This window comes from Pseudomonas grandcourensis, from assembly GCF_039909015.1.
Classification (GTDB): domain Bacteria; phylum Pseudomonadota; class Gammaproteobacteria; order Pseudomonadales; family Pseudomonadaceae; genus Aquipseudomonas; species Aquipseudomonas grandcourensis.
The window spans coordinates 4046290-4073238 of record NZ_CP150919.1; the positions used below are offsets into that span (position 1 = coordinate 4046290).

19 protein-coding genes and 2 pseudogenes are annotated in these 26949 nt (G+C 61.8%); 13 read left to right on the forward strand and 8 right to left on the reverse strand.

The window, feature by feature from the left end; genetic code table 11:
* Positions 1-42: 42 nt before the first annotated feature.
* Positions 43-858 carry an AraC family transcriptional regulator gene (locus AABM52_RS18020; RefSeq protein WP_347907272.1) on the reverse strand — a complete coding sequence of 272 codons (816 nt, stop codon included), beginning with the start codon at positions 856-858 and terminating at the stop codon, positions 43-45.
* Between the two features lie 134 nt (positions 859-992).
* Between AABM52_RS18020 and AABM52_RS18025 the strand changes: the two genes are divergently transcribed.
* Positions 993-1511 (forward strand): carboxymuconolactone decarboxylase family protein, encoded by a 519-nt coding sequence (locus AABM52_RS18025; RefSeq protein ID WP_347907273.1) that lies wholly within the window; start codon positions 993-995, stop codon positions 1509-1511.
* 169 nt (positions 1512-1680) lie between these two features.
* On the opposite strand, the pseudogene AABM52_RS18030 reads toward AABM52_RS18025, so the two are convergent.
* A pseudogene (locus tag AABM52_RS18030) lies at positions 1681-1959 on the reverse strand (spermidine/putrescine ABC transporter substrate-binding protein PotF); the annotation flags it as partial.
* A 1-nt stretch (position 1960) separates the two neighbouring features.
* Between AABM52_RS18030 and AABM52_RS18035 the strand changes: the two are divergent.
* A pseudogene (locus tag AABM52_RS18035) lies at positions 1961-2515 on the forward strand (LysR substrate-binding domain-containing protein); the annotation flags it as partial.
* 28 nt (positions 2516-2543) lie between these two features.
* Here the strand turns inward: AABM52_RS18035 and AABM52_RS18040 are convergent.
* Genes AABM52_RS18040 through AABM52_RS18050 form a run of 3 tightly spaced genes read right to left on the reverse strand, consistent with a single transcriptional unit; the run spans position 2544 to position 5535 of the window.
* Positions 2544-4052 carry a tripartite tricarboxylate transporter permease gene (locus AABM52_RS18040; protein ID WP_347907274.1) on the reverse strand — a complete coding sequence of 503 codons (1509 nt, stop codon included), beginning with the start codon at positions 4050-4052 and terminating at the stop codon, positions 2544-2546.
* 15 nt (positions 4053-4067) lie between these two features.
* The gene (locus AABM52_RS18045) at positions 4068-4550 is read right to left on the reverse strand and encodes a tripartite tricarboxylate transporter TctB family protein (RefSeq protein WP_347907275.1); all 483 of its coding nucleotides are present in this window, start codon (positions 4548-4550) and stop codon (positions 4068-4070) included.
* 1 nt (position 4551) lies between these two features.
* The gene (locus tag AABM52_RS18050; RefSeq protein ID WP_347907276.1) at positions 4552-5535 is read right to left on the reverse strand and encodes a tripartite tricarboxylate transporter substrate-binding protein; all 984 of its coding nucleotides are present in this window, start codon (positions 5533-5535) and stop codon (positions 4552-4554) included.
* Between the two features lie 264 nt (positions 5536-5799).
* On the opposite strand from AABM52_RS18050, the gene AABM52_RS18055 reads away from it, so the two are divergent.
* Positions 5800-8208, forward strand: a complete 2409-nt coding sequence (locus AABM52_RS18055) for a DUF3772 domain-containing protein (RefSeq protein WP_347907277.1) — start codon at positions 5800-5802, stop codon at positions 8206-8208.
* 105 nt (positions 8209-8313) lie between these two features.
* Here AABM52_RS18055 and AABM52_RS18060 read toward each other — a convergent pair whose 3' ends face one another.
* Both AABM52_RS18060 and AABM52_RS18065 read right to left on the reverse strand, forming a co-directional pair.
* Positions 8314-9804 carry an aldehyde dehydrogenase family protein gene (locus tag AABM52_RS18060; protein WP_347907278.1) on the reverse strand — a complete coding sequence of 497 codons (1491 nt, stop codon included), beginning with the start codon at positions 9802-9804 and terminating at the stop codon, positions 8314-8316.
* Between the two features lie 48 nt (positions 9805-9852).
* A complete protein-coding gene (locus AABM52_RS18065) occupies positions 9853-10242 on the reverse strand; it encodes a c-type cytochrome (RefSeq protein WP_347907279.1) in 390 nt (129 codons plus the stop codon).
* A gap of 282 nt (positions 10243-10524) precedes the next feature.
* Here AABM52_RS18065 and AABM52_RS18070 point away from each other — a divergent pair, with 282 nt between their 5' ends.
* From AABM52_RS18070 to AABM52_RS18085, 4 genes are all read left to right on the forward strand, one after another.
* On the forward strand, positions 10525-11847 hold the full coding sequence (locus AABM52_RS18070) for a hypothetical protein (protein WP_347907280.1): 1323 nt from the start codon (positions 10525-10527) through the stop codon (positions 11845-11847).
* Positions 11848-12575: 728 nt separating this feature from the next.
* The gene (locus tag AABM52_RS18075) at positions 12576-13889 is read left to right on the forward strand and encodes an amino acid permease (protein ID WP_347907281.1); all 1314 of its coding nucleotides are present in this window, start codon (positions 12576-12578) and stop codon (positions 13887-13889) included.
* The gene (locus AABM52_RS18080) at positions 13882-15162 is read left to right on the forward strand and encodes an aspartate aminotransferase family protein (RefSeq protein ID WP_347907282.1); all 1281 of its coding nucleotides are present in this window, start codon (positions 13882-13884) and stop codon (positions 15160-15162) included. Before AABM52_RS18075 ends, AABM52_RS18080 begins: the two co-directional genes overlap by 8 nt.
* Positions 15163-15172: 10 nt before the next feature.
* The gene (locus AABM52_RS18085) at positions 15173-16204 is read left to right on the forward strand and encodes a phosphotransferase (protein ID WP_347907283.1); all 1032 of its coding nucleotides are present in this window, start codon (positions 15173-15175) and stop codon (positions 16202-16204) included.
* Positions 16205-16358: 154 nt separating this feature from the next.
* Here the strand turns inward: AABM52_RS18085 and AABM52_RS18090 are convergent, their stop codons facing one another.
* Positions 16359-17441 (reverse strand): sigma-54 dependent transcriptional regulator, encoded by a 1083-nt coding sequence (locus AABM52_RS18090; RefSeq protein WP_347907284.1) that lies wholly within the window; start codon positions 17439-17441, stop codon positions 16359-16361.
* Positions 17442-17979: 538 nt separating this feature from the next.
* On the opposite strand from AABM52_RS18090, the gene AABM52_RS18095 reads away from it, so the two are divergent.
* From AABM52_RS18095 to AABM52_RS18120, 6 genes are all read left to right on the forward strand, one after another.
* Positions 17980-19053, forward strand: a complete 1074-nt coding sequence (locus AABM52_RS18095; protein ID WP_347907285.1) for an ABC transporter substrate-binding protein — start codon at positions 17980-17982, stop codon at positions 19051-19053.
* A gap of 14 nt (positions 19054-19067) precedes the next feature.
* Positions 19068-20291 carry a lipase family protein gene (locus AABM52_RS18100; RefSeq protein ID WP_347907286.1) on the forward strand — a complete coding sequence of 408 codons (1224 nt, stop codon included), beginning with the start codon at positions 19068-19070 and terminating at the stop codon, positions 20289-20291.
* A 15-nt stretch (positions 20292-20306) separates the two neighbouring features.
* Entirely contained in the window at positions 20307-21515 is a 1209-nt protein-coding gene (locus AABM52_RS18105) for an LLM class flavin-dependent oxidoreductase (RefSeq protein WP_347907287.1), read from the forward strand.
* Positions 21516-21519: 4 nt separating this feature from the next.
* Positions 21520-23106: an ABC transporter substrate-binding protein gene (locus AABM52_RS18110; RefSeq protein ID WP_347907288.1), complete on the forward strand. Its 1587-nt coding sequence runs from the start codon at positions 21520-21522 to the stop codon at positions 23104-23106.
* 113 nt (positions 23107-23219) lie between these two features.
* Positions 23220-25802, forward strand: coding sequence for a TonB-dependent receptor plug domain-containing protein (locus tag AABM52_RS18115; RefSeq protein WP_347907290.1), 2583 nt, complete (start codon positions 23220-23222; stop codon positions 25800-25802).
* Between the two features lie 40 nt (positions 25803-25842).
* Complete coding sequence (locus AABM52_RS18120; protein ID WP_347907291.1) at positions 25843-26928, forward strand: LLM class flavin-dependent oxidoreductase; 1086 nt, start codon at positions 25843-25845, stop codon at positions 26926-26928.
* Positions 26929-26949 lie beyond the last annotated feature (21 nt).

A 26949-nucleotide genomic window follows, 5' to 3' on the forward strand; every position in this document is an offset into this window, starting at 1 on the left:
GCTATCGCGAGCAAGCTCGCTCCCACAGGGTTTCCGGGTGAATCAACTACCTTTCCACTCCCTGGGGCTCAGCCCGGTCTTGCGCCGAAACGCCCGGGCCAGCGCCGAGGGGCTTTCGTAGCCGACCTCCTCGGCAATCAGCGCTATCGGCCGGCCCTCGCGCAGGCGTTTCTGCGCCAGGCTGATGCGCCAGCTCACCAGGTAATCCACCGGCGTCTGCCCGACCACCCGGCGAAAGTGCTCGGCGAAACTGGCCCGCGACATGTTGGCGGCGACCGAAAGTTCGGCCACGCTCCAGGCCTTGGCCGGGGTTTCATGCATCAGGCTCAGGGGCCGCGCCAGGCGCGCATCGGCGAGGCCGGCCATCATGCCCGGTTGCTGGCCCGTGGTGCTCAGGATGTGCCGCAACAACAGAATCACCAACAGTTCAAACAGGCGATCCATCACTGCTTCGCGCCCGCAGGTACCGTCAAACGCCTCGTTGAACAGCCATTCCAGGGTCCCGGCCAGGGTCGGAATTTCATCGAGCTTGAGCACCAGATAATCCGGCAGCGCCGCCGCCAGGGCATTGCCGGCACCGCCGTCGAAATCCAGGGTCGCGCACACCAGCTGAGTGCCGGACGATTCAGATGCGAACAGGCGATGTCGATAGGGCCGGGGGAAAAAGATCAGGCTCGGTTCGGTCAGTTGCAGGTCCGGCTGGTCGCCCATTTTCAGCAGCAACTCGCCCGCCTGAAGCAGGTGCAAATGACCGCTGGCCTGTTGGCCGTCGTAGGCGGCGGTGCCGCAGAACGTACCGCTATGGAAAGTGCCGGCATTGACGCCGAAGTGCGTGAGCAACGTGGACAAGCGATCCATGACAAGGCTCCCGAAGGCAGTTCTGGACGATCTGTCGCATATCCTCGACGATTCGCACCCAATACGCCAGACCTTCTCCCTAACATGAGCTCCGTACCCAGCGCATTCCGCGCCTCACACCACGGAGTATCACCATGACCCGCATTGTCCCGATCAGCCTGGAACACGCCACCGACACCACCCGCCCGCTGCTGGAAGGCGTGCAGAAGAAAATCGGTTTCCTGCCCAACGTCTTCAAAGTCCTGGCACACGCACCGGCCGTGCTGGCCTCCTACCTGCAAAACTCGGCCGCACTGGGCAAGACGTCCCTGAGCGCCACGGAAAAAGAAGCGGTGTTCCTCGCCACTTCGCAGGTCAACGGCTGCGACTACTGCCTGGCCGCTCACACGCTGTTCGCCGGCAAGGCCGGGCTGTCGAAGCAGGACATCCTCAGCGCACGACACGGCGAGCTCAACGCCATTGCCACCCTCGCCCGCCAGGTCACCGAAAGCCGTGGTCACCTGACGGCCGAACAGATCGCCGCTGCCCGTAGCGCCGGCATCGACGACGGCAAGATCATCGAAGTGATCGCCCACGTGGCTGCGCAGACGCTGACCAATTACCTGAACAATACAGCGCTGACCGACATCGACTTCCCGGCCATCGACGCCTGAAAAAATCCAACGTAAACCTGTCTGAAACAACCTGCTGAAGAGCATCGAAACCTGTAGGAGCGAGCCTGCTCGCGATAGCGTTATGTCAGACACCTATGATGTCGACTGACACTCCGTCATCGCGAGCAGGCTCGCTCCTACAGTGACAGATATGCGCATGACGTCACTGTCAGGTATTGGTTTTCAGCTTGGTCCACAGCCGCGTGCTCAACCGTGCGATAACCGCGGGCAAGTCCTCGACGGTAAACAGCTTGTCCATCACGCTCTTGGGCGGATAGATCGCCAGGTCCTGCTTCACCGCCGGGTCGACGAAGGCATCCGCCGCACTGTTGGGGTTGGCGTAATGGATGCTGTTGCTGATGTTGGCAATCACCTTCGGCTCCAGCAGGTAGTTCATGTAGGCGTAGCCGTTCTTCTCGTGTGGCGCGTTCTTGGGCATGACCACCACCAGGTTGAGCGAGTTCTACCGGCATCACCCGGACGTATCCCTGGCAATCGAAACCGTGGCCACGGAAGTGGTCGAGCCGGCCAGTGACAGCGACGCCTACATTCTCTATCTGCCCGAGCCGTCCACCGCGCCCGATTGCCTGACCCTGTTTGAAGAGGCCTTGGTGCCCGTGTGTGCGCCAGGGCTGGGCACCACCGATCGGCCATTGGCCTCGCTGGAGGATCTGTCGGGGTTCGCCTTGCTGCACCGCTCCTCGGATCAACATGACTGGCAGGTCTGGCTGTCAGCCCACGGCGGCAAGTCGTTGCATGATTATCGGCACATCCCCTTCAACCTCGACGAACTGGCGCTCGATGCCGCCGCCCGGGGCCTGGGCGTGGCGATGACCGACACGACCCTGGCGAGAGAGTCGATTCAACGAGGCGAACTGGTGATTCCGTTTGGTGAGCCGTTGAAGAACCGGGGGATTTACTCGTTGTGCCTGCAACCTTCGGCGGCCGCGCATCCGGCCTGCGCACCGGTCATGCAGTGTTTCACCGCGCAAACCACTGCATGACCCTGTGGGAGTTGGGCATTCGCAGGACTCAATCATCCTCATGCAACTTGATGCCGCGTTTATGCAGCACATGGGGCACCACCAGCACCAACAGCGTCAGGGCCAGAAAGAACGCCGAGATCGGTTGCGTAAGGAACACCGTCCAGTCGCCCTGGCTGATGGACAAGGCATTGCGCAGCTGTTTCTCCGCCATCGGCCCCAGCAGCATGCCGACGATCACCGGGGCGACGGGGAAGTCGAAACGGCGCATCAGCACCCCTCCCCAGCCAATGGCCAACATCAGGATCAGGTCGAAGGATGAGTGGCGCATGCCGTACACGCCGATGGTGGCGAACACCAGGATGCCGGCGTTCAGGTACGGCCGGGGGATTTGCAGCAGTTTGACCCACAGCCCCACCAGCGGCAGGTTCAACACCAGCAGAATCACGTTACCGATGTACAGCGAGGCCACCAGCGTCCAGACCAGTTCGGCGGAGGTTTCGAACAGCATCGGCCCCGGCTGCAGGTTGTAGTTCTGGAACGCCGCCAAGAGGATCGCAGCGGTAGCGGACGTCGGGATGCCAAGGGTCAGCAACGGCACCAGAGAGCCGGTCGCGCTGGCGTTGTTGGCCGCTTCCGGGCCGGCGACGCCTTCGATGGCGCCCTCGCCCTTGTTGGCGGAAAACTCCTTGGGGTACTTGCTGAGTTTGCGTTCGGTGGAATAGGACAAAAAGGTAGGAATCTCGGCGCCACCGGCCGGGATCGAGCCAAACGGAAAGCCGATCAGCGTGCCCCGCAGCCACGCAGGCACCGAGCGTTTCCAGTCGGCGCGGGTCATCCACAACGAGGTCAGGCGATGCCGGCCTTCGTTTGATTCGGTTTGATAGAGCAGGCTGTACAAGGCCTCGCCCACCGCGAACAAACCGACCGCCACCAGCACCACTTCGATGCCGTCCACCAGTTCCGGCACGCCGAGGGTGTAGCGGGCAATGCCCGAGGTCGAGTCCAGGCCGATCAAACCGATGGTCAGCCCGACACCCAGCGAGGCAAACCCGCGCAGCATCGAAGCGCCGAGCACCGCCGACACGGTGGTGAACGACAGCACCAGGATCGCGAAATACTCGGTCGGGCCGAAATTCAGGGCCAGCCTGGCCACTATGGGCGCAAACAGCGTCAGCAGAATCGTGGCGATGGTGCCGGCGACGAACGAGCCGATCGCCGCCGTTGCCAGCGCCGGTCCGGCCCGGCCGTTGCGGGCCATCAGGTTGCCTTCCAGGGCCGTGACCATGGAGGACGACTCACCGGGCGTGTTGAGCAGGATCGAAGTGGTAGAGCCACCGAACTGCGCGCCGTAATAGATACCGGCGAACATGATCAGCGCGCCAGTGGGGTCGACCTTGGCGGTGATCGGCAACAGCAGGGCCACCGTCAGCGCCGGACCGATCCCCGGCAGCACGCCGATGGCGGTGCCGAGCAGGCAGCCGATGAATCCCCACATCAGATTGATCGGCGTCAGCGCCGAGGAAAACCCCATCGCCAGGCTCGAAAGAATGTCCACGGTATCAATCTCCTTTCAAAGCCAGATGTTGATCAGCGACGGCAGGGAAACCCCGAGCCCGGCGTTGAAAAGCCAGTAGATCGGCAGGGTCAAGGCAATGCCGATGGCCAGGTCCCGCAAAGGATGACGGCTGCCGAAACCCCGCGCCGAACAGGCAAACAGCAACCCGGCGGCGAGCACAAACCCGATCAGGTTGATCAGCACCGCCACCCCGACAAGCCCCGCCGTCACCCAGGCCGCACCGGCTTTTCCTCCGGGCACCGTGGCGGTGTCGTTTTCCAGTTCGCGAAAACCGCCGCTGACGGCCTGATACCCCAGCAACAGCCCCACTGCCCCCAGAAACGCCGCCACGACATAGGGATAGACGTACGCCGGGAGGATCACGAAACCCATTTCCGGCGGAAACCGGTGGGCGCCAATCGCCAATACGACGCTGATGGCGATCAGGCCGATGCCGACCGCCAATTGCGTCGGCACCACTGCGCGCTGTGTGCTCATCTCAAAGCAGCCCGACCTTGACCAGCATGGCGTGCAACCGCACGTGTTCTTCTTCGACGAATTTGCCGAACTCATCGCCGGTCAGCACGCTGGGCGTCCAGGCGTTGGTCTGGATATTGTCCTGCCAGACCTTGCTGTTGGTGGCGGCCACGACCGCGTCGATCACCTCTTTACGCTGCTCTGGGGTGAGGCCGGCTGCACCGTAAACGCCGCGCCAGTTGCCGATCGTCACGTCATAGCCGCTCTCTTTGAGGGTCGGTGCATCAATGCCGGGAACCCGCTCCGGCGCGCCGATGGCCAGGACACGGAACTGACCGGTCTTGATGTATTGACCCAGCTCGGCGTAACCGCCGGTAATCACCTTGAGCTGGCCACCCAGCGCCTGGGCAACCACCTCGCCGCCGCCGCCAAAGGCCACGTAGTTGACCTTGTTGACCGGCACGTCCAGCTTGCCCGCCAGTTCGGCGATGCCGATGTGATCCACCGAGCCCTTGGAGCCGCCGCCCCAGGTGATGCTCGTCGGGTTGGCCTTGAAGGCCTTGATCAGGTCATCGAGGGTCTTGTATTCAGACTCCTTGCGCACGGCGATCACGTTGTACTCGGTGAACAGCCGGGCAATGGGCGTCACATCCTTCAGGCTGATCTGCGGTTTGTTCTGTTCGATACCCGCGACCATGATCGCGCCGACCACCAGCAGCGCATTCGGATCGCCCTTGGTGCTGTTGGCAAATTGCGCCAGCCCCAGGGTCCCGCCCGCCCCGCCCTTGTTCTCGAAGGTCACGGCCTTGGCCGTATTGGCTTCGACCATGGCCTTGCCCAGCACCCGGGCGGTCTGGTCGTAACCACCGCCCACCGAGCCCGGGGCCATGAATTTCACGGTATCCAGCGCGAAGGCTGGTGCGACGAGCACGGCAGCGGTCAAACCGGCGGCCATGCAACGACTGAAACGACTGAAACGACTGAAACGACGGATCAAAGCAGACATTGGCATCTCCTGATTGCATTGTTTTTATAGGTGCCGTTTGCCCATCGAGGTGTTCGATGAACAGGGGCCTGCAAACAAGCTTAGGCCATGGATCCCGGGTTGATCTGTTTTGCTCAAACCACCCGCCAAAGGCGCCGCATGCCCATTTTGCAGGCGCTCCCACAGGGGTTACGCCCGGGGCACTTCCGACAAAACATCGCTCCAGGGTGCGTGTCATGGCCTAACCTCATTGGCTAAGTGACCAACAACCCGTCGAGCTCACCGATGCGCAATGTCTTGAAGTCCATGATTCACGTCGCCTTCGCGGTTCTGGCGGCAAGCCCGGGATGGCTGTTGGCGGGGGACATGGCCGACACTCCTGCTCCTGCTGCTCTTGCCCCCGCTCCCGCCCCCGCTGCCCCGATCATCAGCATCTCCGACAGCGAATTGCTGGGGGTGCAAAACCAGCTCAACAGCCTCAAGCAGCAGGTTTCCCTGGCCACCAATTACACCCAGCTGGAAAGCGCACAGGACCTGGTGCAAGTACTGACTCAGGACATTGAACGCCTGTCCACATCGCTGTTGCCTGGACAGGCGCAACTGCAGGCGCAACTCAACGTGCTGGGGCCAGTGCCGCTAGACGAGAACGCGCAGGTGACGACTGCCATTGCCTCCCAACGAGACGCCCTCGGCGAGCAAAAAGACAAGATCGACAGCCAACTCAAAACCCTGGCCGCGCTTAAAGTAAGTGCCGGCGAGCTGATCACGCAGATTGCCAGCATCCGGCGCAGCCTGCTGGAAGCGGAAGTGACCCAGCAGACCAGCAGTATCCTGAACCCGAGCTTCTGGTCGCCATTGTTCAATCTTCCGATTGATGACCGTCAACGCTTCAGCGCCCTTATCGAGCAGCTCGAGACCACGCACCGGGCCGCCTGGCAACCCGGACAACGCGGGATCACGGCCGCCCTGCTGATCCTGGCCCTGGCCGTCTGGACCATGGGGCGCAAGCTCGCCGGCCGGGCCCTGGCCTGGTTGTGCATCCATCGAATGCCTGAAGGCCGGTTGCGGCGCAGTTCCCTTGCACTGGCGTCGGTGGTGGCGACGGTGCTGACCGCCGGCATCGCCCTGCAACTGCTGCATTTTGCCGGGACCCGGCAACTGCCCTACACCCCCCTGCTGGCCGACCTGGCGCAGTATCTGGAGAAGCTGGCCTATACCTGCGTGCTGATCACCGGGCTGAGCCGCGCGCTGCTGTCGACCAAACATCCTTCATGGCGCCTGCCCGACATTGCCGATCCGGTGGCGCTGGCGATGGAGCCCTATCCGAGGTTGCTGGCCAGCCTGCTGCTGGTGCTGGTGACCCTGGTGCAGATGAGCAATGTCATCGGCATGAGCGCCGAAGTGGTGTTGTTCGGTCGGGGCGTCGTGGCCCTGGTCGCGGCACTGGTGATCGGTGCGCTGCTGTTGCGCGTCAGCAAGACGCGCAGAGACCTGATCATTGCCGGAGAAGCCCCCGAAGGCGTCACCACCTTCGCCGGTCTGATTTACACCTTCACCGGCGCTGCCGTGGTGGTGTCCCTGTTCGCCCTGTTGATCGGCTACGTGACGATGGCCCGGTTCATCACCTATGAAATGGTCTGGATATTCATCATCTGCGCCGGTTTCTACCTGCTCGCACAGGTCTACCAGGACACCTGCGACTATGTTTTTTCACCCCGGCAACCCACCGGCAAGGCGATCAAGCAACTTCTGGGCATCGGCAATCCACGGCTGGAGCAGATCTGCACCGTCATGTCGGGGGCTGGCCGCGCCATCCTGATGCTGATCGGCGTCATTGCCCTGTTTGTCGGCGGCGTGGGGACGACCCTCGGGCAACTGGTCACCGGCACCGTGGCCATACTCGGCGGCGAAGGGCTGCGCAAACTCAACATCGTCCCGGACAACCTGCTCAATGCCGTCCTCGCCCTGGTGATCGGCATCTACCTGATTCGCTCCTTTCGACGCTGGCTGGATAACGAATTCCTGCCCAAAACCGAGATGGACCCGGGCATGTGCGCCTCGCTCAGCACCCTGTTTGCCAACATCGGTTACGCGTCCGTGGTGCTGCTCACGCTGTCGTCGCTGGGGGTCAAGTGGACCAACCTGGCCTGGATTGTCAGTGCCTTGTCGGTGGGTATCGGCTTTGGCCTTCAGGAGATCGTGAAGAACTTCATCTCCGGCCTGATCCTGCTGACCGAGCGCCCGGTGAAAGTCGGCGACCTGATCAGCATCAGTGGCGTCGAAGGCGACATCCGCCGGATCAACGTGCGGGCCACGGAGATACAACTGGCCGACCGCTCGATCATGATCGTGCCCAACTCCCATCTGATTTCGCAGAACCTGCGCAACGTCACCCTCGGAGGCAGCGCCCAGGGCGTGGTGACGCTCGAACTGATGTTCCCGCTGGACATCGACCCGGAGGAAGTACAGAACCTGCTGTACGACACCTTCACCGAACACGAATCCATTCTCGATAAACCGGTGCCCTATTTGCGCTTCAGTCAGCTGAAGCCTGAAGGCATCACATTGACCATCACCGGCTATGTCAGCAGCCCACGCACAGTCAGCGCGATCAAAAGCGAGCTGCTGTTTGAAGTTCTCAAGCGACTGGGGGCCGCCGGGATTGAACTGGCGAAACCACCACCTACCGCGTAACACCAATCCGTAGGAGCTGCCGAAGGCTGCGATCTTTTGATCTGATTTTTAAACCAGAATCAAAAGATCGCAGCCTCGTTGCACTCGACAGCTCCTACAGGTTGATCAATGGGCGATGCACACCGACTTGAGCTCGGTGTAAGCCTCGATCACCGCACGGCCGAACTCACGGCCCATGCCCGATTGCTTGACGCCACCGAACGGCATCGCCGGGTCGAGCAGCACGTGGGCGTTGACCCACACCGTACCGGCTTCGATGCGTGGCACCAGGTTCATGGCTTTGCCCAGGTCGTTGGTCCACAGGCTGGCGGCCAGGCCGTAGCGGTTGTCGTTGGCCAGTTCGATCACGGCGTCTTCGTCGTCGAACGGCATCACACCCAATACCGGGCCGAACACTTCTTCACGGGCCACGGCCATGCTGTGGTCGATGTCCGCCAGAATGGTCGGCTGCACGAAGAAACCGTCGCCTTCCAGCAACTCGCCGCCAGTCACCACCCGCGCACCTTGCTGGCGGGCCAGTTCGATGTGCTTGAGCACGCTCTGCTGTTGCTTGCGCGACACCAGCGGGTTGATGGCCGCTTCGCAATTCATGCCGGCGCCAATCGGCATCGAGGAGACGACGGCAGCCAGGGCTTCGACGAATTGGTCGTGGATAGAGCGGTGCACGTAGAAGCGCGAGGCCGCTGCGCAGACCTGGCCGTTGTTCAGCAAGCCGCCGAGGATCGCACCCTGCACGGCTTTTTCGATGTCGGCATCGGCGAGCACGATCATCGGGTTCTTGCCGCCCAGTTCCAGGGAGAAGCGCGTCATGTTTTCCATGCACGCCACGCCGACGCTCTTGCCCACGGCGGTGGAACCGGTGAACGATACTTTGCTCACCAGAGGATGCTTAGTCAGCACGCCGCCAACGGAGGCGCCGCCACCGGTGACCACGTTGAACACGCCGGCCGGGATGCCGGCTTCCAGCGCCAATTCGGCCAGGCGCATGGCGGTCAGCGGTGTTTCCATCGCCGGCTTGATGATCACCGTGCAACCGGTGGCCAGGGCTGGCATCAGCTTCCAGGCGGCGATCAGCAGCGGGAAGTTCCACGGCACGATGCCGACCACGACACCGACCGGCTCACGCTTGGTGAACGCGGTGAACTTGGCACCTGGTGGCAGCGGGATCGACACATCGAAGGTCTGGCCTTCGATCTTGGTCGCCCAGCCGGACATGTAGCGCATGAATTCCACGGTGGCGTTCAAGTCCAGCGCGCGGGCCATGTTGATCGACTTGCCCTGGCTCAGGGTTTCCAGCTGGGCCAGTTCTTCGGCGTGCTCTTCGACCAGGCGGGTGAAGTTCAGCAGGATGCGTTCACGGTCCGCCGGGCGCAGGCTCGACCACACACCGGACTTGAACGCCTTGTGGGACGACTGCACGGCGCGCTCGACGAGTTCCAGCGGCGCATCCAGGGTTTCGCACAGGGTTTGCCCGGTGGCCGGGTTGACCACGGCGATGCGGTCACCCTCGGCAAGCACCCACTGGCCATCGATGAAGCAGCCGTGGCGACGTTCGAGGAATGCAGCAACCTGGGGCAGGATTTCAACGTTGCTCATAATTCACCTTTCATTCAGACGAGTTGTTCAGGCGCAATTGCGGCCTGATCAGTGTTGTTCTTTGAGGAAGCACGCGACCGCCTGGCGGTCGTCGGCGGAAGCCAGGCCCATGTAGGGCATGTAGGTGCCCGGCACGAAGGCCTGGGGCTGGGTGATCAGTTGCGTGATGTTCTCGGCCTGCCAGTCGACGTCTTTGTCGCGCATGGCCTGGGAGTAGCTGAAGCCCGCCAGCGAGCCGGACTTGCGTCCATACACACCGAACAGGTTCGGCCCCATCATGCCGGTCGTGCCCTTGGTCACCGCGTGGCAGACGCTGCACTCGGTGGCAAACACTTCGCCACCACGGCGCGTGTCCGGGGCGCACTCGGCGGCGGACACCGCCTGGGCCAGGGTGAAGGACAACAAACCGATCAGGGGCAAACGCAGCGAAGTGAACATAGGAAAACGACCTTGAAAATCCACGCGCCCGCCAGCAGGCGAACGCCAACACTAAAAATGCCGAGGCAACGGTGCTTCGGCAGGTTGGTAGGGATTGTCGGTGGTCGCCGGCACGCAGGTTTTGCCCTGCGTGCCAGTTGTGTTGGCCGGGCTGCCAAACCGGGCAATCTGGCATGCACAACCAACTAATTGGCAAACAGGGAAAAGGGCAAGCAATGGCCGCGCCTTAGTATCCGGACAGACCGCAAACCTGCGCTCAAGAACAAGAACGGATGCCACACCATGCTCAAGTCCCCCTTGCTTCGTCTCTCGACGCTCGCGCTGATGATCAGTGCCGGCAATGCCGGTGCCTATGAACTCTACGCCGATGACGACAGCCACCTGAACGCTACCCTCGAAGCCGTGTTCGGCATTTTCCATAGCCAGGAAAACTACGCCCTGTCCGGCCGCCTCAGTGAAGGCAGCTCGTCGTGGCGCGAGGGCTACATCAAATACGGCTTGAGCTTCGATCAAGGCCTGGGCGGTGTGGGCACCGCGTACGGCGCGGGCAACATGCTCAGCTCCGGCACCTGGGGTGACGGCGATGCCGCCGGTTTCAGCGATGGCTCCGAACGCACCACCAAGTTCGAAGATGCCTACCTCGGCTGGCGCTCGGCCGACCTGTTCAGCGCACTGGGCAAGGACGGCGTCGACCTGTCCTTCGGCCGTCAGAACATCGTGGTCGGTGATGGTTTCCTGATCGACGGCGACGCGCTGAACATGGGCAAAGGCCTGGCCGACGGCGAGTTCAACCGTGGCGGCGCCTACTACCTGGCGGCGCGCAAAGCCTTCGACGAAACCGCCGTATTGCGTCTGGGCGGCAAGGAAGGCTGGCGCAGCGACCTGATGTGGCTCAAATCCGACAACCGCGCCCAGGCCAAGACCGAAATGTACGTCGGTACCCTGGAGCACGTGGCCGAGGCCGGCACGGTCGGCCTGACCTTCATCAAGACCACCGACATCGACGAACAATACGCCTCGCCGATCCAGCTTGAACGCGACGGCATGAAGACCTACAGCCTGCGTGCAGCGGGCAACGCCGGGGTGAAAGACCTGTTCCTGTCCGGTGAATACGCCAAGCAGGACAAGCCACACACCACCAGCGAAGACGCCTGGTACCTGGAAGCCGGCTGGACCTTCTCCGACGCGGTCTGGACACCTAGCGCCAGCTACCGCTACAGCCGCTTCTCGGAAGGCTACGACACTCTGTTCTACGGTTTCAGCCGTGGCTACGGCACCTGGTTCCAGGGTGAAGTGGCGGGCAACTACGCCGGACCGTTCAACAGCAACTCGCGCATCCAGAATGTCACGCTGAAGGTCTCGCCGCTGGAGAACCTCAACGTCGGCGCGATGTACTTCAACTACGACACCATCGACCGCAGCCTGGGCAACACCGATGGCCACGAAGTCGACCTGTACGCCGAATGGCACGTCAACGACCACCTGACCGTGATGCCGTTGGTGGGCATCTACCAACCGGACAAGAGCGCCGAAAACGGTGGTACCCAACTGGGTAACAACGACAAGAACGTCTACGCCCAGGTGGTGTTCGCCACCGGTTTCTGATTTTGGCCGAGGGCAACGACGTTGTCGTTGCCCTCGTGGAAGTTGAATCAGTTGGTGGGGAGCTTTCGTCGCTGAGATTTGTTGTGCCTGATACTCCGTCTTCGCGAGCAAGCCCGCTCCCACACTGGATTTTTGCCATACACAAATCTTGTGTTCACCAAAGATCCCTGTGGGAGCGGGCTTGCCCGCGAAGAGGCCATCACATCCAGCATCAATGCTGACTGACACTCCGCCATTGCGAGCAGGCTCGCTCCCACATTTGGATTTTTGCCTTACACAAGTCTTGCGTTCACCAAAGATCCCTGTGGGAGCGAGCCAGCCCGCGAAGAGGCCATTACATCCAGCATCGCTGCCGCCTGACACTCCGCCATCGCGAGCAGGCTCCCACATTTGGATTTTTGCCATACACAAATCTTGCGTTCACCAAAGATCCCTGTGGGAGCGAGCTTGCTCGCGATGAGGCCATCACATCCAACATCTCCACTGACAGACACTCCTCCATCGCGAGCAGGCTCGCTCCCACAGAGTTCTACGCCAGCCCACATAAATCTGGCACCCACAACCAACCACATGGCATACGCGCAAACATGTAGCCGCGCACCCCGGGCGTAATATCAAAGCCGACCTCAGGGCACAACCCACTTCTGGGTGCCCTGCAAGACAAAGTTCAACCCCCTCCATTTCTCACTAACAACAATAAATCGACCTTCGGGTCGCGGGAGATTTCTGTGCTCAAGAAAAGTGCGCTGGGCTGGCCGAAGATTGCCGGCCTCGGAATTGCGTTGGTGGTGGCCGGGCAGTTTTCCGGCTGGAACTTCGGGCTGGCGGCCGGTGGCTGGCTGAACATGTTGATCGCCACGTTGTTGATGGCCCTGCTCTGCGGCGGCCTGGCGTTGTGCGTGGCGGAGCTGTCCACCGCGCTGCCCAGCGCTGGCGGCGTGTTCGTCTATGCGCAAAGCGCCTTCGGGCCGTTTGTGGGTTATCTCGTTGGCGTGGCCTGTGCCCTGGCGTTGACCATCGGCACCGGCGCGGCCGCGACCTTTATCTGCGCCTACACCGAATCGATTTTCGGCCTTGGTGGCTGGCCGGTGAAGATCGCCCTGTTCGCGGTGATCATCGGCATCCACATGCGCGGCGTCGGTGAAGCCATGGGCCTGACGTTCATTGCCGGTGTGATCGCCGTGGTGGCCCTGCTCACGTTTGGCGTGGCCATGGCGCCCCATGTCGAACTGGCCAATCTGCTGACATTGCCGGCCAACGTGGCAACACCGGTCAGCCTCGGTGGCATCTTTGCCTGCGTACCGTTCGCGATCTGGTTGTTCATCACCGTCGAGCAAACCGGCTCGGCAGCCGAGGAAGCACACAACCCCGGTCGCACCATGCCCCGGGGCATTCTGGCGGCGATCGGCACCTTGTTGGTGACCGCGCTGGTGGTACTGGTGTGCGCACCGGGCGCTGGTGGTGTCGAGCTGGTGGGTTCGGCGGGTGATCCGCTGTACGCGGCGATGTCCAGCAACAGCGCCTTCGGTGAAGGCTCCTGGTTGGCCAAGGTGATTGGTTGCGGCGCGGTGTTCGGGCTGATCGCGACCTTCTTCTCGCTGGTGTACGCCGCATCCCGTCAACTGTTCGCCATGGCCCGCGATGGCCTGTTCCCGCAATGGCTCGGCAAGACCGGCAAGCGCGGCACGCCTTACCCGGCGCTGTTGCTGATCGGCGTGATCGGCCTGCCGCTGTCGGAGGTCGACCCGGCCACCGTCATGCTCGCGGTCGTGCTGCTGCTCAACGTTTGCTACCTGTTGATCTTCGGCGCGTACCTGCATATCAAACGCAACCAACCGGACCTGCCACGGCCGTTCACCCTGGTCGGCGGCAAGCTGGTGGCCTGGCTCGGCCTGGCCCTGACGCTGGTGGTGATCGCCGCCTGTTTCCAGCTCGACATGCTGATGCTGATCGCCCTCGCGGTGACCTTCACCCTGTGCATTCTCAACTACCTGCTGCGCAACCGCCGCACCACCGTCATCGAGGTTCCAGACCATGCCTGAAGACACTCTGCTGCAACGCCGCCATCGCGTGCTCGGCAGCGCCTCGCCGCTGTTCTACGACAAGCCCCTGCACCTGGTGCGTGGCGAAGGCGTCTGGCTGTTCGACGTCGATGGCCGCCGCTACCTCGACGTCTACAACAACGTGCCCTGCGTCGGTCACTGCAATCCTCATGTGACCGAGGCCATGCACCGCCAGGCCACCACGCTGAACATCCACACCCGCTACCTGGATGAACAGGTGGTGCGCTATGCCGAACGCCTGACCGCGACCTTTGCAGAATCGCTGGATACCGCGATGTTCACCTGCACCGGCAGCGAGGCCAATGAGCTGGCGCTGCGCCTGGCGCGGTTCGCCAGTGGCGGCACCGGCATCATCGTCAGCGACTACAACTACCACGGTAACTCGGCGTCGCTGGCCGAAGTCACCACCGCCCTGCCCTCGCCGGAACCCTTTGCCGCCCATGCCCGCGCCGTACCGATTCCGTGCCTGTACCGGGCACCGGCCGGCACCACCGAGGCGCAACTGGCCGAACAATACGCAGCCAACATCGCGGCCGCGATTGCCTCGATGCAGGCCCAGGGCATTCGCCCGGCCGCGTTGCTGATCGACACCCTATTCGCCAACGAAGGACTGCCACGGGTACCGGCGAGCTTCGTCAACAAGGCGGCGGCGCTGATTCGCGCTGCGGGTGGCCTGTTCATCGCTGACGAAGTGCAGTCCGGATTCGGCCGTACTGGTGATCACCTGTGGGGCCATCAGGCCCATGGTGTGGTGCCGGACATCGTCACCCTCGGCAAACCGATGGGTAACGGCTATCCCCTGGCCGGGTTGATCACCCACAAGGCGCTGGTTGAATCCTTCGGCCGCCACGCCATGTACTTCAACACCTTCGGCGGCTCGCCGGTGGCGGCAGCGGTCGGCATGGCGGTGCTGGATGTGATCGAGCAACAGCAACTGCTGAAGAATGCGCAAAACGTCGGCGCCTATGTACAGCAACGCCTGCAAGTGTTGGCCGCCAAGCACTCGATCATCGGTGACGTACGCGGCAAGGGCCTGTTCTTCGCCATGGAACTGGTGCGCGACCACACCAGCAAGGAGCCGGCCGGGCTGGAGGCGCGCAAGGTGGTCAACGACATGCGCGAGAACGGCGTGCTGATCAGCAAGATCGGCGCTGGCGACAACATTCTCAAGCTGCGACCACCGCTGGTGTTCGGCCGCGACCACGCTGACTTGTTCGTCGACACACTGGACAGCGCCCTGAGCGCGATTTGAGGCTTTTGCCATGACTGAATTCCACACCCTTGCATTCGACACCCTGAGCCATGACCAGCAAGTGACCCGTCTGCACGAACTGGCGCGCCATGCCCTGCAACAGTGGGACGGCGAATTCGCCGACATTGAACTGGTGAAATTCCGCGAGAACGCAGTGTTCTCCGCCCGCCGCCACGACGGCCAGCGGGTGGCCCTGCGCATCCATCGCAATGGCTATCACTGCGAGGCCGCGCTGCGCTCCGAGCTGCTATGGATGGAAGCCCTGGCCGGCGCCGGCATTACCGTGCCGCAGATTATCCGCGCGCAGAATGAAAGCCATCTGGTCGAAGTCACCCATCAGGCCATCGGCGAGGCGCGTCACATCGACATGCTCGCCTGGCTGCCCGGAGCCACCGCCGGCACTTCCGAGGCGGGTGTACAGGCCGATACCGAAATCGATTTCCTGTTCAATGAGGCCGGTGCGATTGCTGCGCGCATCCATCTGCATTCGGCGGAGTGGCAACAGCCGGACGAGTTTGTCCGGCATGCCTGGGATGAAGAAGGCCTGATCGGCACCAATCCGTTCTGGGGGCGTTTCTGGGAGCTTGCGCAGCTCAGCGACGAGCAACGGGATCTGCTGCAACAGGCCCGGCGCACGGCGCGCAAGGACTTGCGTCAATATGGTCGGCACCTGGGCAACTTCGGCATGATCCACGCTGACCTGGTGCCGGAAAACCTGCTGATCGAAGGCCCGCGCCTGCGCCTGATCGACTTCGACGATGCCGGGTTTGGCTGGCACATGTTCGAGTTGGCCACGGCCTTGTACTTCTGCCTGGATGACCCGCGCTATGAGCAGATCAAGGCGGCGCTGCTCGACGGCTACAACGCGGTCAAGCCGCTGACCGAGGCGGATCGCAAGACCCTGGCGCTGTTCCTGATGCTGCGTGGCACCACGTACCTGGGCTGGATTCACACCCGCCAGGGCACGCCGACAGCGATTGAAATGGCACCGATGTTGATCGAGCGGGCTTGTTTGTTGGCTCGGGAGTATTTGCAGTTCTGATACATCGCTTTCGCGAGCAGGCTCGCTCCTACATTGGACTTCAGTGAACTCAGAACTTGTGTTCGACGACGATCCACTGTGTGCGAGCCTGCTCGCGATGAGGCCATCAAATCCAACATCAATCGCGACTGACACTCCACTTTCGCGGGCACGCTCACGACTCCCCGACCGACAATGGTTTGTTCAGCTCACCAATCTTTTCCAGCCGCGCCCGAACGATATTGCGGCTGATGTTCAGCAACCGTCCGGTCTGCAACTGGTTGCCATGGCAGAATCGGTAAGCAGCGCGAAAGATGGTCTCCTCGATATGTTCATACAGGTCTGGAATATTCTGTTCGAACAATGCGTTGAGCGCCGCTTCCAGGTTTATCGGTCCGGCAACAGCGTGGCCCGTTTGCACCGCTTGCTCCTGCTCATGGCGGATGCCCGAGGAACGCATGTCCACCAGGTGCAGATCCGCCGGAGCGACCCGCTGATTGCGGCACACCAGCAAGGCATGGTGAATCGAGTTTTCCAGCTCACGGATGTTGCCCGGCCAACTGTGCTCCAGCAGTTTGCGTTCCGCCTCGACACTCAAAGTGGCGCGGTTGTAGCCCAGTCGCTGGCAATGCTCTTCGAGGAAAAACGCAGCCAGCGGCAGGATGTCTCCCGGCCGTTCGCGCAAGGGTGGAAGGCGAATCGTGGCGACGTGCAAACGATAAAAAAGATCCTCGCGAAAGTGCCCGGCAACCACCGCATCCGCCAGGTTGACGTTGGTCGCGGCCACCAGGCGTACGTTGATTGGAATTGGCGTACGCGACCCCAGGCGCACCACTTCACGCTCCTGCAAGACTCGCAGTAACTTGACCTGCATGTTCAACGGCAGATCACCGATTTCATCGAGGAACAGCGTCCCGCCATTCGCGGCTTCGAACCACCCGGCCTTGGTCGTGGTCGCGCCAGTGAAAGCGCCTTTTTCATGCCCGAACAGTTCACTTTCCACCAGGGTTTCGGCAAAAGCACCGCAGTTGACGGCAACAAAGGGTTCACGCCCCCTGCGGCTCAGGTGGTGGATATGCCTTGCGACCAGTTCTTTGCCGGTTCCGGTTTCACCAATGATCAGCGTATTGGCTTCACTCGGAGCCAGGCGCTCGATGCGGCTGAGCAGTTCCTGGGAGCGCGGGTCCTTGAACACCAGGACGGTGGCCCGGACCGACTTGGTCAGTTCGCGAGCGTTTGGATGAGTGATCAGCGACATGGTGCATTCCTGGCAGTAAAAGCGCGTGCTCAATAGTGCATGAAGATGATTAGACTAAATAATTATTAATTAGTATTTATATATTCCTAACACGAATAACTCACTCAGTTGTTCCTGGCCTGCTGCCAGAGCAGCAATTGGCAAGCATCACCCTGCTTGCAGATCAGCACCCTGCACTCTTCAGCGCTACGACCCATCCCTCTACAAGCTCCGCCGTAAAAGGCCTGCAGCCATTTTTTCGAGCGATGGCATGCAATCTGCTCTGTCCCCTCCCAACGCAAATACACAACACGCCCCCTGTAGGAGCCGGCTTGCCAGCGATGGCGCCCGCAAACGCGGCGCAAGGTTCGAAGGCCTCATCGCCGGCAAGCCGGCTCCTACAAGGGAAAGGTGTATCGCGTGGTTTTTCGTAGGAGCTGGCTTGCCAGCGATGGCGGCCTCAGAGACACGGCAAGGCTCGAAGGCCTCATCGCCGGCAAGCCGGTTCCTACGAAACCACGAATTTAATGACTTCGGGATTCGACTCAGGGAGATTTCAATGAAACGTTTCTGGCGCAACAGCCTGCTCGCATTGACCGGTTTACTGCTCAGTGCCACCGCACTGGCCCAACAGGTACCGGCTTCCGTGAAGATCGCCATCGTTGCCTACACGCAAGGTGGCAAGCCGGTGTTTGGCGGTATCGCCGGCCGAGTGATCGAGGACGGCTGGCTTGAACAGCAACTGGGTCAACGCGGCGTGAAACTTGATTGGATCGCCCTGCCCCACGCCGGTGCCGGTCCGCAGATCAACGAAGGCTTCAGCAACAACAGCATCGACTTCGCCGTGCGCGGCGACCTGCCCTCGGTGATCGCTGGCGCGGGTGGCGTGCCGGGCAAGCTGATCGTCCCGGGTGGCAGCGGCAACAATATCTATCTGGTGGTGCCGGCCGGCTCCGAGGCCAAGAGCATTGAAGACCTCAAAGGCAAGCGCCTGGCCCTGCATCGCGGTCGTCCCTGGGAGTTCGCTTTCAGCAACTTCCTCGCCAGCAAAGGCCTGAAGCTCGACGATTTCAAGATCGCCAATCTCAATCCGCAAGTGGGCGCAGCGGCGGTGTCCGCCGGCAAAGTGGATTCGGCAGTGCTGCTCAGCGAGGCCTATGCCCTGGAAGACAAGGGCGTGGGCAGGATTCTCTGGTCGACCAAACAAGGTGCCAACGACTGGCGCCTGGTGTCGGATCTCTGGGGCACCGACAGTTTCGTCGCACAACATCCGGACATCACTCAGCTACTGGCGACTGCCTGGGTCAAGGCTGCGTGGTGGATTTCCCAGGAACAGAATCAGGACGCCTACTACCAGCTTTCCTCCCGCGCAGGCACGGCAGAAAGCGTGCTGCGCCGCGATGACTCGAACGATCCCGTGGCCTGGAAAGAGCGCTGGGCACCGAAGAGCGATCAACAGCTCAAGGCCCACTACCAGGCACTCACAGCCTATGCGTTGGCCAATCATCTGATTCGCGACAACTACGACATCACCCCTTCGCTGGCCACCGGTTTTACCAACCAGGCGCTGATCGATCTGAAACTCACCGACTACTGGCCGGCCCTGCGTGGCCAGGTCAGCAACAATCCATGAATAGGGAATTCCTGATGAAACTGCCGCAAAAATTCGTCTTCGGCCTGAGTGTCCTCGCGCTGTCCATGAGTGCCATGGCCGCGGGTGCACACGCGCCCAAACCCGACCCGCTGCAAGGTGATGGCCGAGTCTCGGCCTTCTACACCTGGCAAGAAACGATCCCGTCCACGCCGGGCAAGCTTCTGCGCAGCGAGCCATTGGAAAAAACATTGAGCCTGCCCAACGCGGCCAGCGCTCAACGGATTCTCTACAGCTCAACCGACGGCGTTGATAACAAGACCCCGATCGTGGTGTCGGGCACGTTGTTTCTACCCAAGGGCAAGGCACCCGCCGGTGGTTGGCCGGTCGCCAGTTGGGGCCACGGCACGGTCGGCGTAGCGGACGTGTGCGCGCCGTCCTGGCAAGGCCGCTCCTATCGCGACGTGCAGTACCTCAGCCGCTGGCTGGACGAAGGTTATGCCATTGTCGCCACCGATTATCAGGGCCTCGGCGTACCCGGTGGCCATCCGTTGCTGAACAATCGCATGGCCGCCTACGGCATTCTCGATGCGGCCAAAGCCGTGATCGCCAGCGTTCCCGGGCTGGCCAACAAAGTGTTGATTGTCGGTCAGTCCCAGGGGGGAGCGGGTGCGTTCGCCTCGGCGGCCTATGCCCCGACTTATGCGCCAGACCTCGGTGTCAAAGGCAGCATCGGCACCGGCGTGATTTACACCGTGGGCGCGAAAAACGTCGGTGAACAGGACCCGGACAAAGTCGATGCGTCCCTCGCCTACGGTTTCTACACCTTGCTGGCTGCCCAGCAGTACGACCCGAGCATCAACCCCAGGGATTTCTACACAGACAAGGCATTACCACTGTTCGAGCAGGCCCGCACCAGTTGCCTGGCGGCGCTGGTCAGCGATGTGGTCGGCGTGGGCCTGACCCCGGCCAATGCGAAAAAGGACTACAAGGGCGATCAGCTTGCCCTGTGGCAGAAACAAGTGTCCTACCCGACGCTGAAACTGGCCCAGCCGATTTTCATCGGCACCGGTGCCGAAGACAAAACCCCGGCGGCTTCGACCCAGGTTGCGCTGATGCAGGACGCCTGCAAAACCGGCTCAGTGGTTGAGGGCCATCTCTACAAAGGGCTGGGCCACAGCGAAACGGTCAACGCCTCGCTCAAGGACTCGGTGCCCTTCGCCCACAAGGTCATCAACGACCAGCCCATCACCCCGATCTGCAGCCCCAATGTGCAGTGAGACGGAGCCCTCGACATGAGCATTGAATTTTTCACCCGCCTGCCCCTGCATGGCGAAACCCAGTTCCTCCCCGGCGACCCGCGCAACCGTGGGGACTGGCATCGTGGCGGCCCGAGCACCGGCGCGGTCTCGGCGTTCAACGTGGGCGACCACTTCACCTACATCGATTACCTGGGGCAGATCGCCAGGGCCGCAGAGATCAACGGTTTCGGTGGTGCCCTGATGGTCAACGCGCCCTCCGGCGAGGAGCCCTGGACAGTCTGCTCGTTGCTGGCCCGGGAAACCCGTACGCTGAAATTCGTCACGGCGTTCCAGCCCTATCACTACACGCCATGGGTGGCGGTGCAACAAGCCGCGACCTATCAGCGCGCCACTGGCAACCGCCTGGTCTGGAACATCATCAACGGCGGCTCGGACGCGATTCAGCGGCAGGTCGGTGACTTCAGCGACCACGATGAGCGCTATGAACGGGCCATCGAGTTCATGGATGTGGTCAAGGGCTATTGGCACAACGAGAACTTCCACTACGAGGGCAAGTTCTACAAAGCCGAAGGGGGTGGTTTGCGCGGGCCATTGAAGAAGGCCGAGCTGCCGCTGATCTGCACCGCTGGCTCATCGATCCCGGCTCGGGAGTTCGCGGCCAAACACGCCGACTTCTACCTGATGCGCGCCGAGCATCCGGATGAAATTGCCGCGCTGATTGCCGATATTTGCGAGCGTGCCTTGAAGTACGGGCGCACCGACATTTGTTTTGGCTTGTCGATCGATGTCATTAGCCGGGAGACCGAGGAACTGGCCCGCACCGAAGCCAAGCGTTTCTTCGACGAAGGCATCGCTAGAGGCGCGGTCAAGGCTGTGGCGGCCCATGCCGGTCTGCGCACCGCGCGCAAGCTCAGCTACGAAAACGAATTCGCGCAAAAGGCCGAGACCCAAGGCTTCGACGACTTTTTCATCCACCCCAACGTCTGGACCGGCTTCGGCTACATCGGCATTCCGCCCGGTTGCGCGCTGGTGGGCAGTTACGAAAATGTCGTGGCGCGGATTCGCGAGTACAACGCCATCGGCATCGACCTGTTCTTCCTCGCCGGCTACCCGCACCTGGAAGAAGCCTATCGCCTGGGCGAACACATCCTGCCGCACTTTCGCAATGAGCGCGTCCAGCTGAGTCGCCCGTCAGAAGCGCCGCTGGAGTTGCGTTCCGCCAACGGCCCGGCCGGAGCCTGATGTCATGAGCGATGATCACTCATTATTCAGCCGCCGGGATTTTCTCGGCCACAGCGCGCTGCTGGGCGGTGGTTTGCTGCTCGGTGGCGGACTGCTCGCCGGCTGCGGCCCGAGCGACGACAAACCGGCCGTAGCCGTCGCCATCGATGACAAGCCGCGTTACGGCGGACGTCTGCGCCTGGGCATTCTCGACGGTAACCAGAGCGGCAACCTCGATGCGCACAAGCCCATCGGCAGCGGCATCGTTCGCGGCTTTGCCCTGTACAGCAAGCTGTGGGAATGGGACGAGCAGATGCAGCCGCGCCTGGCCCTGGCCGAATTCGCCGAGCCGAATGCCGATGCCAGCAGCTGGACCCTGCGCCTGCGCCCGGACCTGGAATTCCACCATGGCAAAACCATCGATGCCGATGACCTGATTTTCTCCATCCGCCGCCTCACCGACCCGCAGCTGGCGTCGCCCTATGCCGCGTTGTTGCACTGGGTGGACCGCGACAATCTGGTCAAGCTCGATTCACGCACCTTGCGCCTGAACTTTCGTGAAGGCCGCAGCTACATGCCGCTGGCGGAAACCTGGGTCAACTTTGGCGGGATCGTGCCGGTGGACTATCACCCGGTGTCCAACCCGGTGGGCGCCGGCCCGTACAAACTGAAAAGCTTCACCCCGGGTCAGCGTTCGTTGTTCACGCGGTTCGAGAACTACTACAAGGACGGAAAACCGTACGCCGATGAACTGGAAATCATCGACTTCAAGGACCAGGTATCGCGCTTGGCGGCACTGCGTTCCGGGCAAATCGACATGGCCAACGTGATGCCCACCGAACAGCTGGAGGTACTGCAGCGCGATCCACGACTGAAAGTAGTCAAATCGGTGACCGGCAACTGGTTGTCGTTCGACATGAACCTCGACAAACCGCCATTCAACGACCCACGGGTACGCGAGGCATTCCGCCTGTTGGCTGACCGGGAGGAGCTGGTGCGCCGGGCGCTCAATGGTCAGGGACGCGTGGCCAATGACCTTTACGCGCCCAGCGATCCCACCTTCAACCACACCCTGGGACCGCGCCCTCACGACCCGCAGCGTGCAGCACAACTGCTCAAGGAAGCCGGGCATGAAAACCTTGAACTGGAACTGGTGACGACACCGGGTCCGGGACTGACTTCAGCGCTGGTGCTGGCCGAACAGGCCAAGCGCATCGGTGTCACGCTCAAGGTCAAACAGGTCGACTTGGCCACGTTCCAGGGCCCGCTGCGCAACGACTGGACTCTGAGTACTGGCGGCAGCATCGGCGCGCCATTCCTGGCCAGCGCGATTCACACCGACGCACCGTTTGCCGTGTCGAACAAAACCCATTTCAACGATCCGCAGTTCAGCGCGCTGTTTCTGGCGGCCATGGCCCAGCCCGACCTGGAGAAGCGCAAGGCCCTGGTCCACCAGGTCCAGCAGATCCAGTACGAACGCGGCGGCATATTGATCTGGGGTTACGCCGATCTGCTCGACAGCGTGGCCAACCGCGTGGGTGGCGCGACGGCCGAAGAGTCGCTGTTCAGCACCTGGCGTTTTGAAAAACTCTGGTTGAAAGACACGGCATAACCAGACACCACTGACCTTGTAGGAGCCGGCTTGCCGGCTCCTACAAGGTGGTGATGTGTCAGGTGCTGCGTGTTTACGCAATTCAATGAATTTATCTTTCGAGGCACATTTTCATGCCCTCTATCGGCTTCGTTCGTCCCGCTTCTGGCCACGCTCTGGCATTGGTCATCGTTTCTACCCTGTCGACAGCGACCTTTGCCGCCGACACTCAACTGCAAACCGTCACGGTTCAGGCCAGCGCCGGCGATTCCGATGATGACGCCCTGCCCACCCGGCCGGAGTCTTCGATCTACGGAGGCATCGAAACCAAGGTGCTCGACACCCCGCGCTCGATCTCTCAGATCAATGCCGAACAGCTGGCCGACGACCCGATCCGCAGTGCCGACGACCTGGTCAAATACGCACCCGGCATCACTCGCGGTGGCGGCCAGAACGCCGGGATCGCGCCGCAATTCCGTGCCCAGGGTTCAGAAGTGTTCCAGGACGGGCAACGTGCCTACAGCGTGCGTCACCCGGCCAACTTCAACGCCTATGAAGGCGCCGACATCGTCGCCGGTCCGTCCTCGGTGACCTACGGTTCGGTGTCAGGCAGTGGCGGTTACGTCAATTACCTGAGCAAAAAGCCGAACTTCAATGAATTCAAAACCAGGCTCAGCGGCGAGGTGGGCAGTTGGGTCCCAGACGGTGAATCCCGCGACGCGACAAAATTCAGCGTCGATAACACCGGGCCACTGAGTGACAACCTGGCCTACCGGATCAGCATCACCAAACAACGTCAGGAGGATTTCTACGACAACGTCGACAACAACTTCGACGCGTTCTACGGCGCGCTGGCCTGGCGCAATGACAGCGTGCGCGTCGACTGGAATGCCAGTTACGACGACTACTACGACTACAACATCACCCACGGCTGGAACCGCGCCAACCAGGAACTGGTGGACAGCGGCAAGTATTACGCCGGACGGGCCACGCCGATCATCCAGAACGGCAACACTCTGTGGTCGCCGGTGCTGGCCTCCGGCGCGGCTGATGCGCCGACCCTGGGCTGGGTCAAACGCCAACGTAACGCAAAGGGGCAATACAGCGTGGTCGACGGCAGTTTCCAGACCGCCTCCCCTAACACCCGAAGCAACCCTGGCAGCCTGCGTGGCTGGGTCTACGACCCGTCGCTCGCCGGTAATGGCCTGACCTCCCTGTCGTCACAAACCGGCCAGCGCGACGAAGATCAAAACACTTCGCGACGTTTCACCACGCAACTAAGGGTGGAGGCCGACCTGACGCCGACCATCACGCTGGCCAACAACACGTTTTACCAACGCTCACGCGACATGACCGACGCCGTCGGCTCATTCCAGGTGCAGTCCAAGGACAACATTTTCGATAACCGCTTCGAGTTTCGCTCGCGCAACGAAACGCAGCTGGGCGGCTTGACCCTGCGTGATGACAGCAATACAGGGCTGATCTACCGCCACGAGTCCAACCAGTCGATCGCCGCCAATAACAGTTTCGGCTCGACCATCAATGCCTATGACCTGACACAGGACCCTTCGGGCAAGAACCCGGGGAGCCTTCTGGGGCTGACCGGCTCCAACCCGGCCGGCGGCAACGGTGCCTGGATCGGCCAGGCTGGCGTACCACAGTTTTCCAACCTCTATGGCTGGCTGAACCTGCCGCCGATGTACCCGGCCGGCCATGGCTTGTACGCTGAGTCCGTCGCGCCCTACACCGCTGAAAGCACCTGGACCACCCAGACATTGTTCACCCAGCACAACCTGCGATTGGGTGAGCGAGTCGGCCTGAACATCGGCGCGAGCCGCAGCTGGATCGATGCCGAAATCGATAACCCGTTCGTGCTCGCCGGTGGCAACCCGCGCAAGGACAGTGACAACTACCGACTGTTTGCCTTTCAGGTCAGCCCCTACATCAAGCCGACCGAAAACAGCACGCTCTACTACACCTTCGATCGCTCCCTGGCCGTCAACACCGGGTTCTTCTCCAATGGCCTTGGCTGGGGCAGCGGCGCGGGCGCGAACCTGCTCAATCCGTTGGCGTTCGAAAGCCTGAGTGTCTTGCACGAAGTCGGGCTGAAAGTCGAAGCCGTGCCCAACGAATTGTTCATGAGCCTGGCAGCGTTCAAGCAGGAGCGGGATCAGTCACCCGACAGCAACAACAACATCGCGCGACTGGTGATCAAGGGCGTGGAGTCGAGCATTCGCTACCAGCCTGACGATCACCTGCGCACGGCGTTGAACCTCACGAAACTCACCGCCTACAACGAGTTCGCCTCCCAGGCCGGTTTTGCCTCGGCCGGCTTCATCCCCGACAACGGCACGGTGTTCGGCGACAACAATAGCCTTAACCAGCGACCGTCCGGGCGCTTCGACGCGGTACAGATTCCCGAATACACCGCCAGCGGCTATGTCGACTATCGCTTCGACTCAGGCTTTGGTGCCGAGCTGTCCGGGTGGTGGACCAGTAGCTGGTACCTGAACCTGAGCAAGACCGTGAAGGTCCCGGACGAGTACAACCTCGACCTCGCGGTTTACTACCGCCAGCCCCAATGGAGTACCACCTTGCGCGTGCTCAACCTGACCAACGAACTGAATTTCGTCAGTGGCCTGGCCGGCTCCACCAACACTTTCCTGCAACCCATGCCCGGCCGCACGTTGCTGGCCCAGGTCGATTACCAGTTCTGAACCAGCGGCCAACCCACTTATTTCCATCAGGAGTGTTCCCATGTCCATCGAATTTGTCGGCATGATTTTCCCCCGTCAGTGGTCCGAGACCCGGGGTGTTCGCAGTCCGGATTTCGATCTGGAGTTTATTCGCCATCACGCCCGGGCCCATGAACACGCAGGTTTTGATCGGGTGCTGATAGCCAGTGGACCGGGGAGCGCCGACAGTTTGCAGATCGCCGCCTACGCCGCTGCACACACCGAGCGCCTGGGATTCATGATCGCCCACCGACCGGCCCTCTCCGCCCCGACCGTCGCCGCCAGGGCCTTTGCGACACTGGATCACACCACGGGCGGCGGACGGATTCGCCTACATGCCATTACCGGCATCACCGCCGAACCTCAGGAAGGCGACTTCCTGCTGGACAAGACAGAGCGCTACAAACGTACCGATGAATACCTGGAAATCGTCCGGCGAACCTGGACAGCCGAGGAGCCTTTTGACTTCGAAGGGAAGTACTTCAACATCAAAGGTGCCTTCTCGCCGGTCAAGCCGTTGCAGCAGCCGCACATTCCGATTTCCTTCGGCGGGTCTTCGGATATCGCCTATCAGATCGCGGTGAAACACGCAGACCTGTATGCCTTGTGGGGTGAACCCTTGAGCGGTGTGGCCGAGCAGATCGGCAAACTGCGCGCAGCCGCCAGCGCGGCGGGAGTGGAGGCGCCACGGGTCAGTCTGTCCGTGCGCTTGATCCTTGGCGCGACCGAGGAACTGGCGTGGCAACGGGCGCAACAGATCCTTGATCAGATCAAGGCCAACCCACAGTTTGCGGCCGGCAGCCCCTGGCAAAAACGCATCAAGGGCACCGGCTCCGAACGCTTGCTCGCCGCCGCCGCAGCGGGTGATCGTCATGACCGTGCGCTATGGATGCCCACCGCCACCGCCGTCGGTGCCTATGGCGACACCACCGCCCTGGTCGGCACCCCGGAAACCGTGGCTCAGGCCTTGCTTGATTACGTCGACCTGGGAGTGACCACATTTCTCAACCGTGGCTACGATCCGCTGTACGACACCGTGGATTACGGACGCTGGATCATTCCGGCGGTACGCGAAGAGGCACGCCGTCGAAAGGCGCGTGTTGCGTAAGCTCACCGACGCCATCGCCGG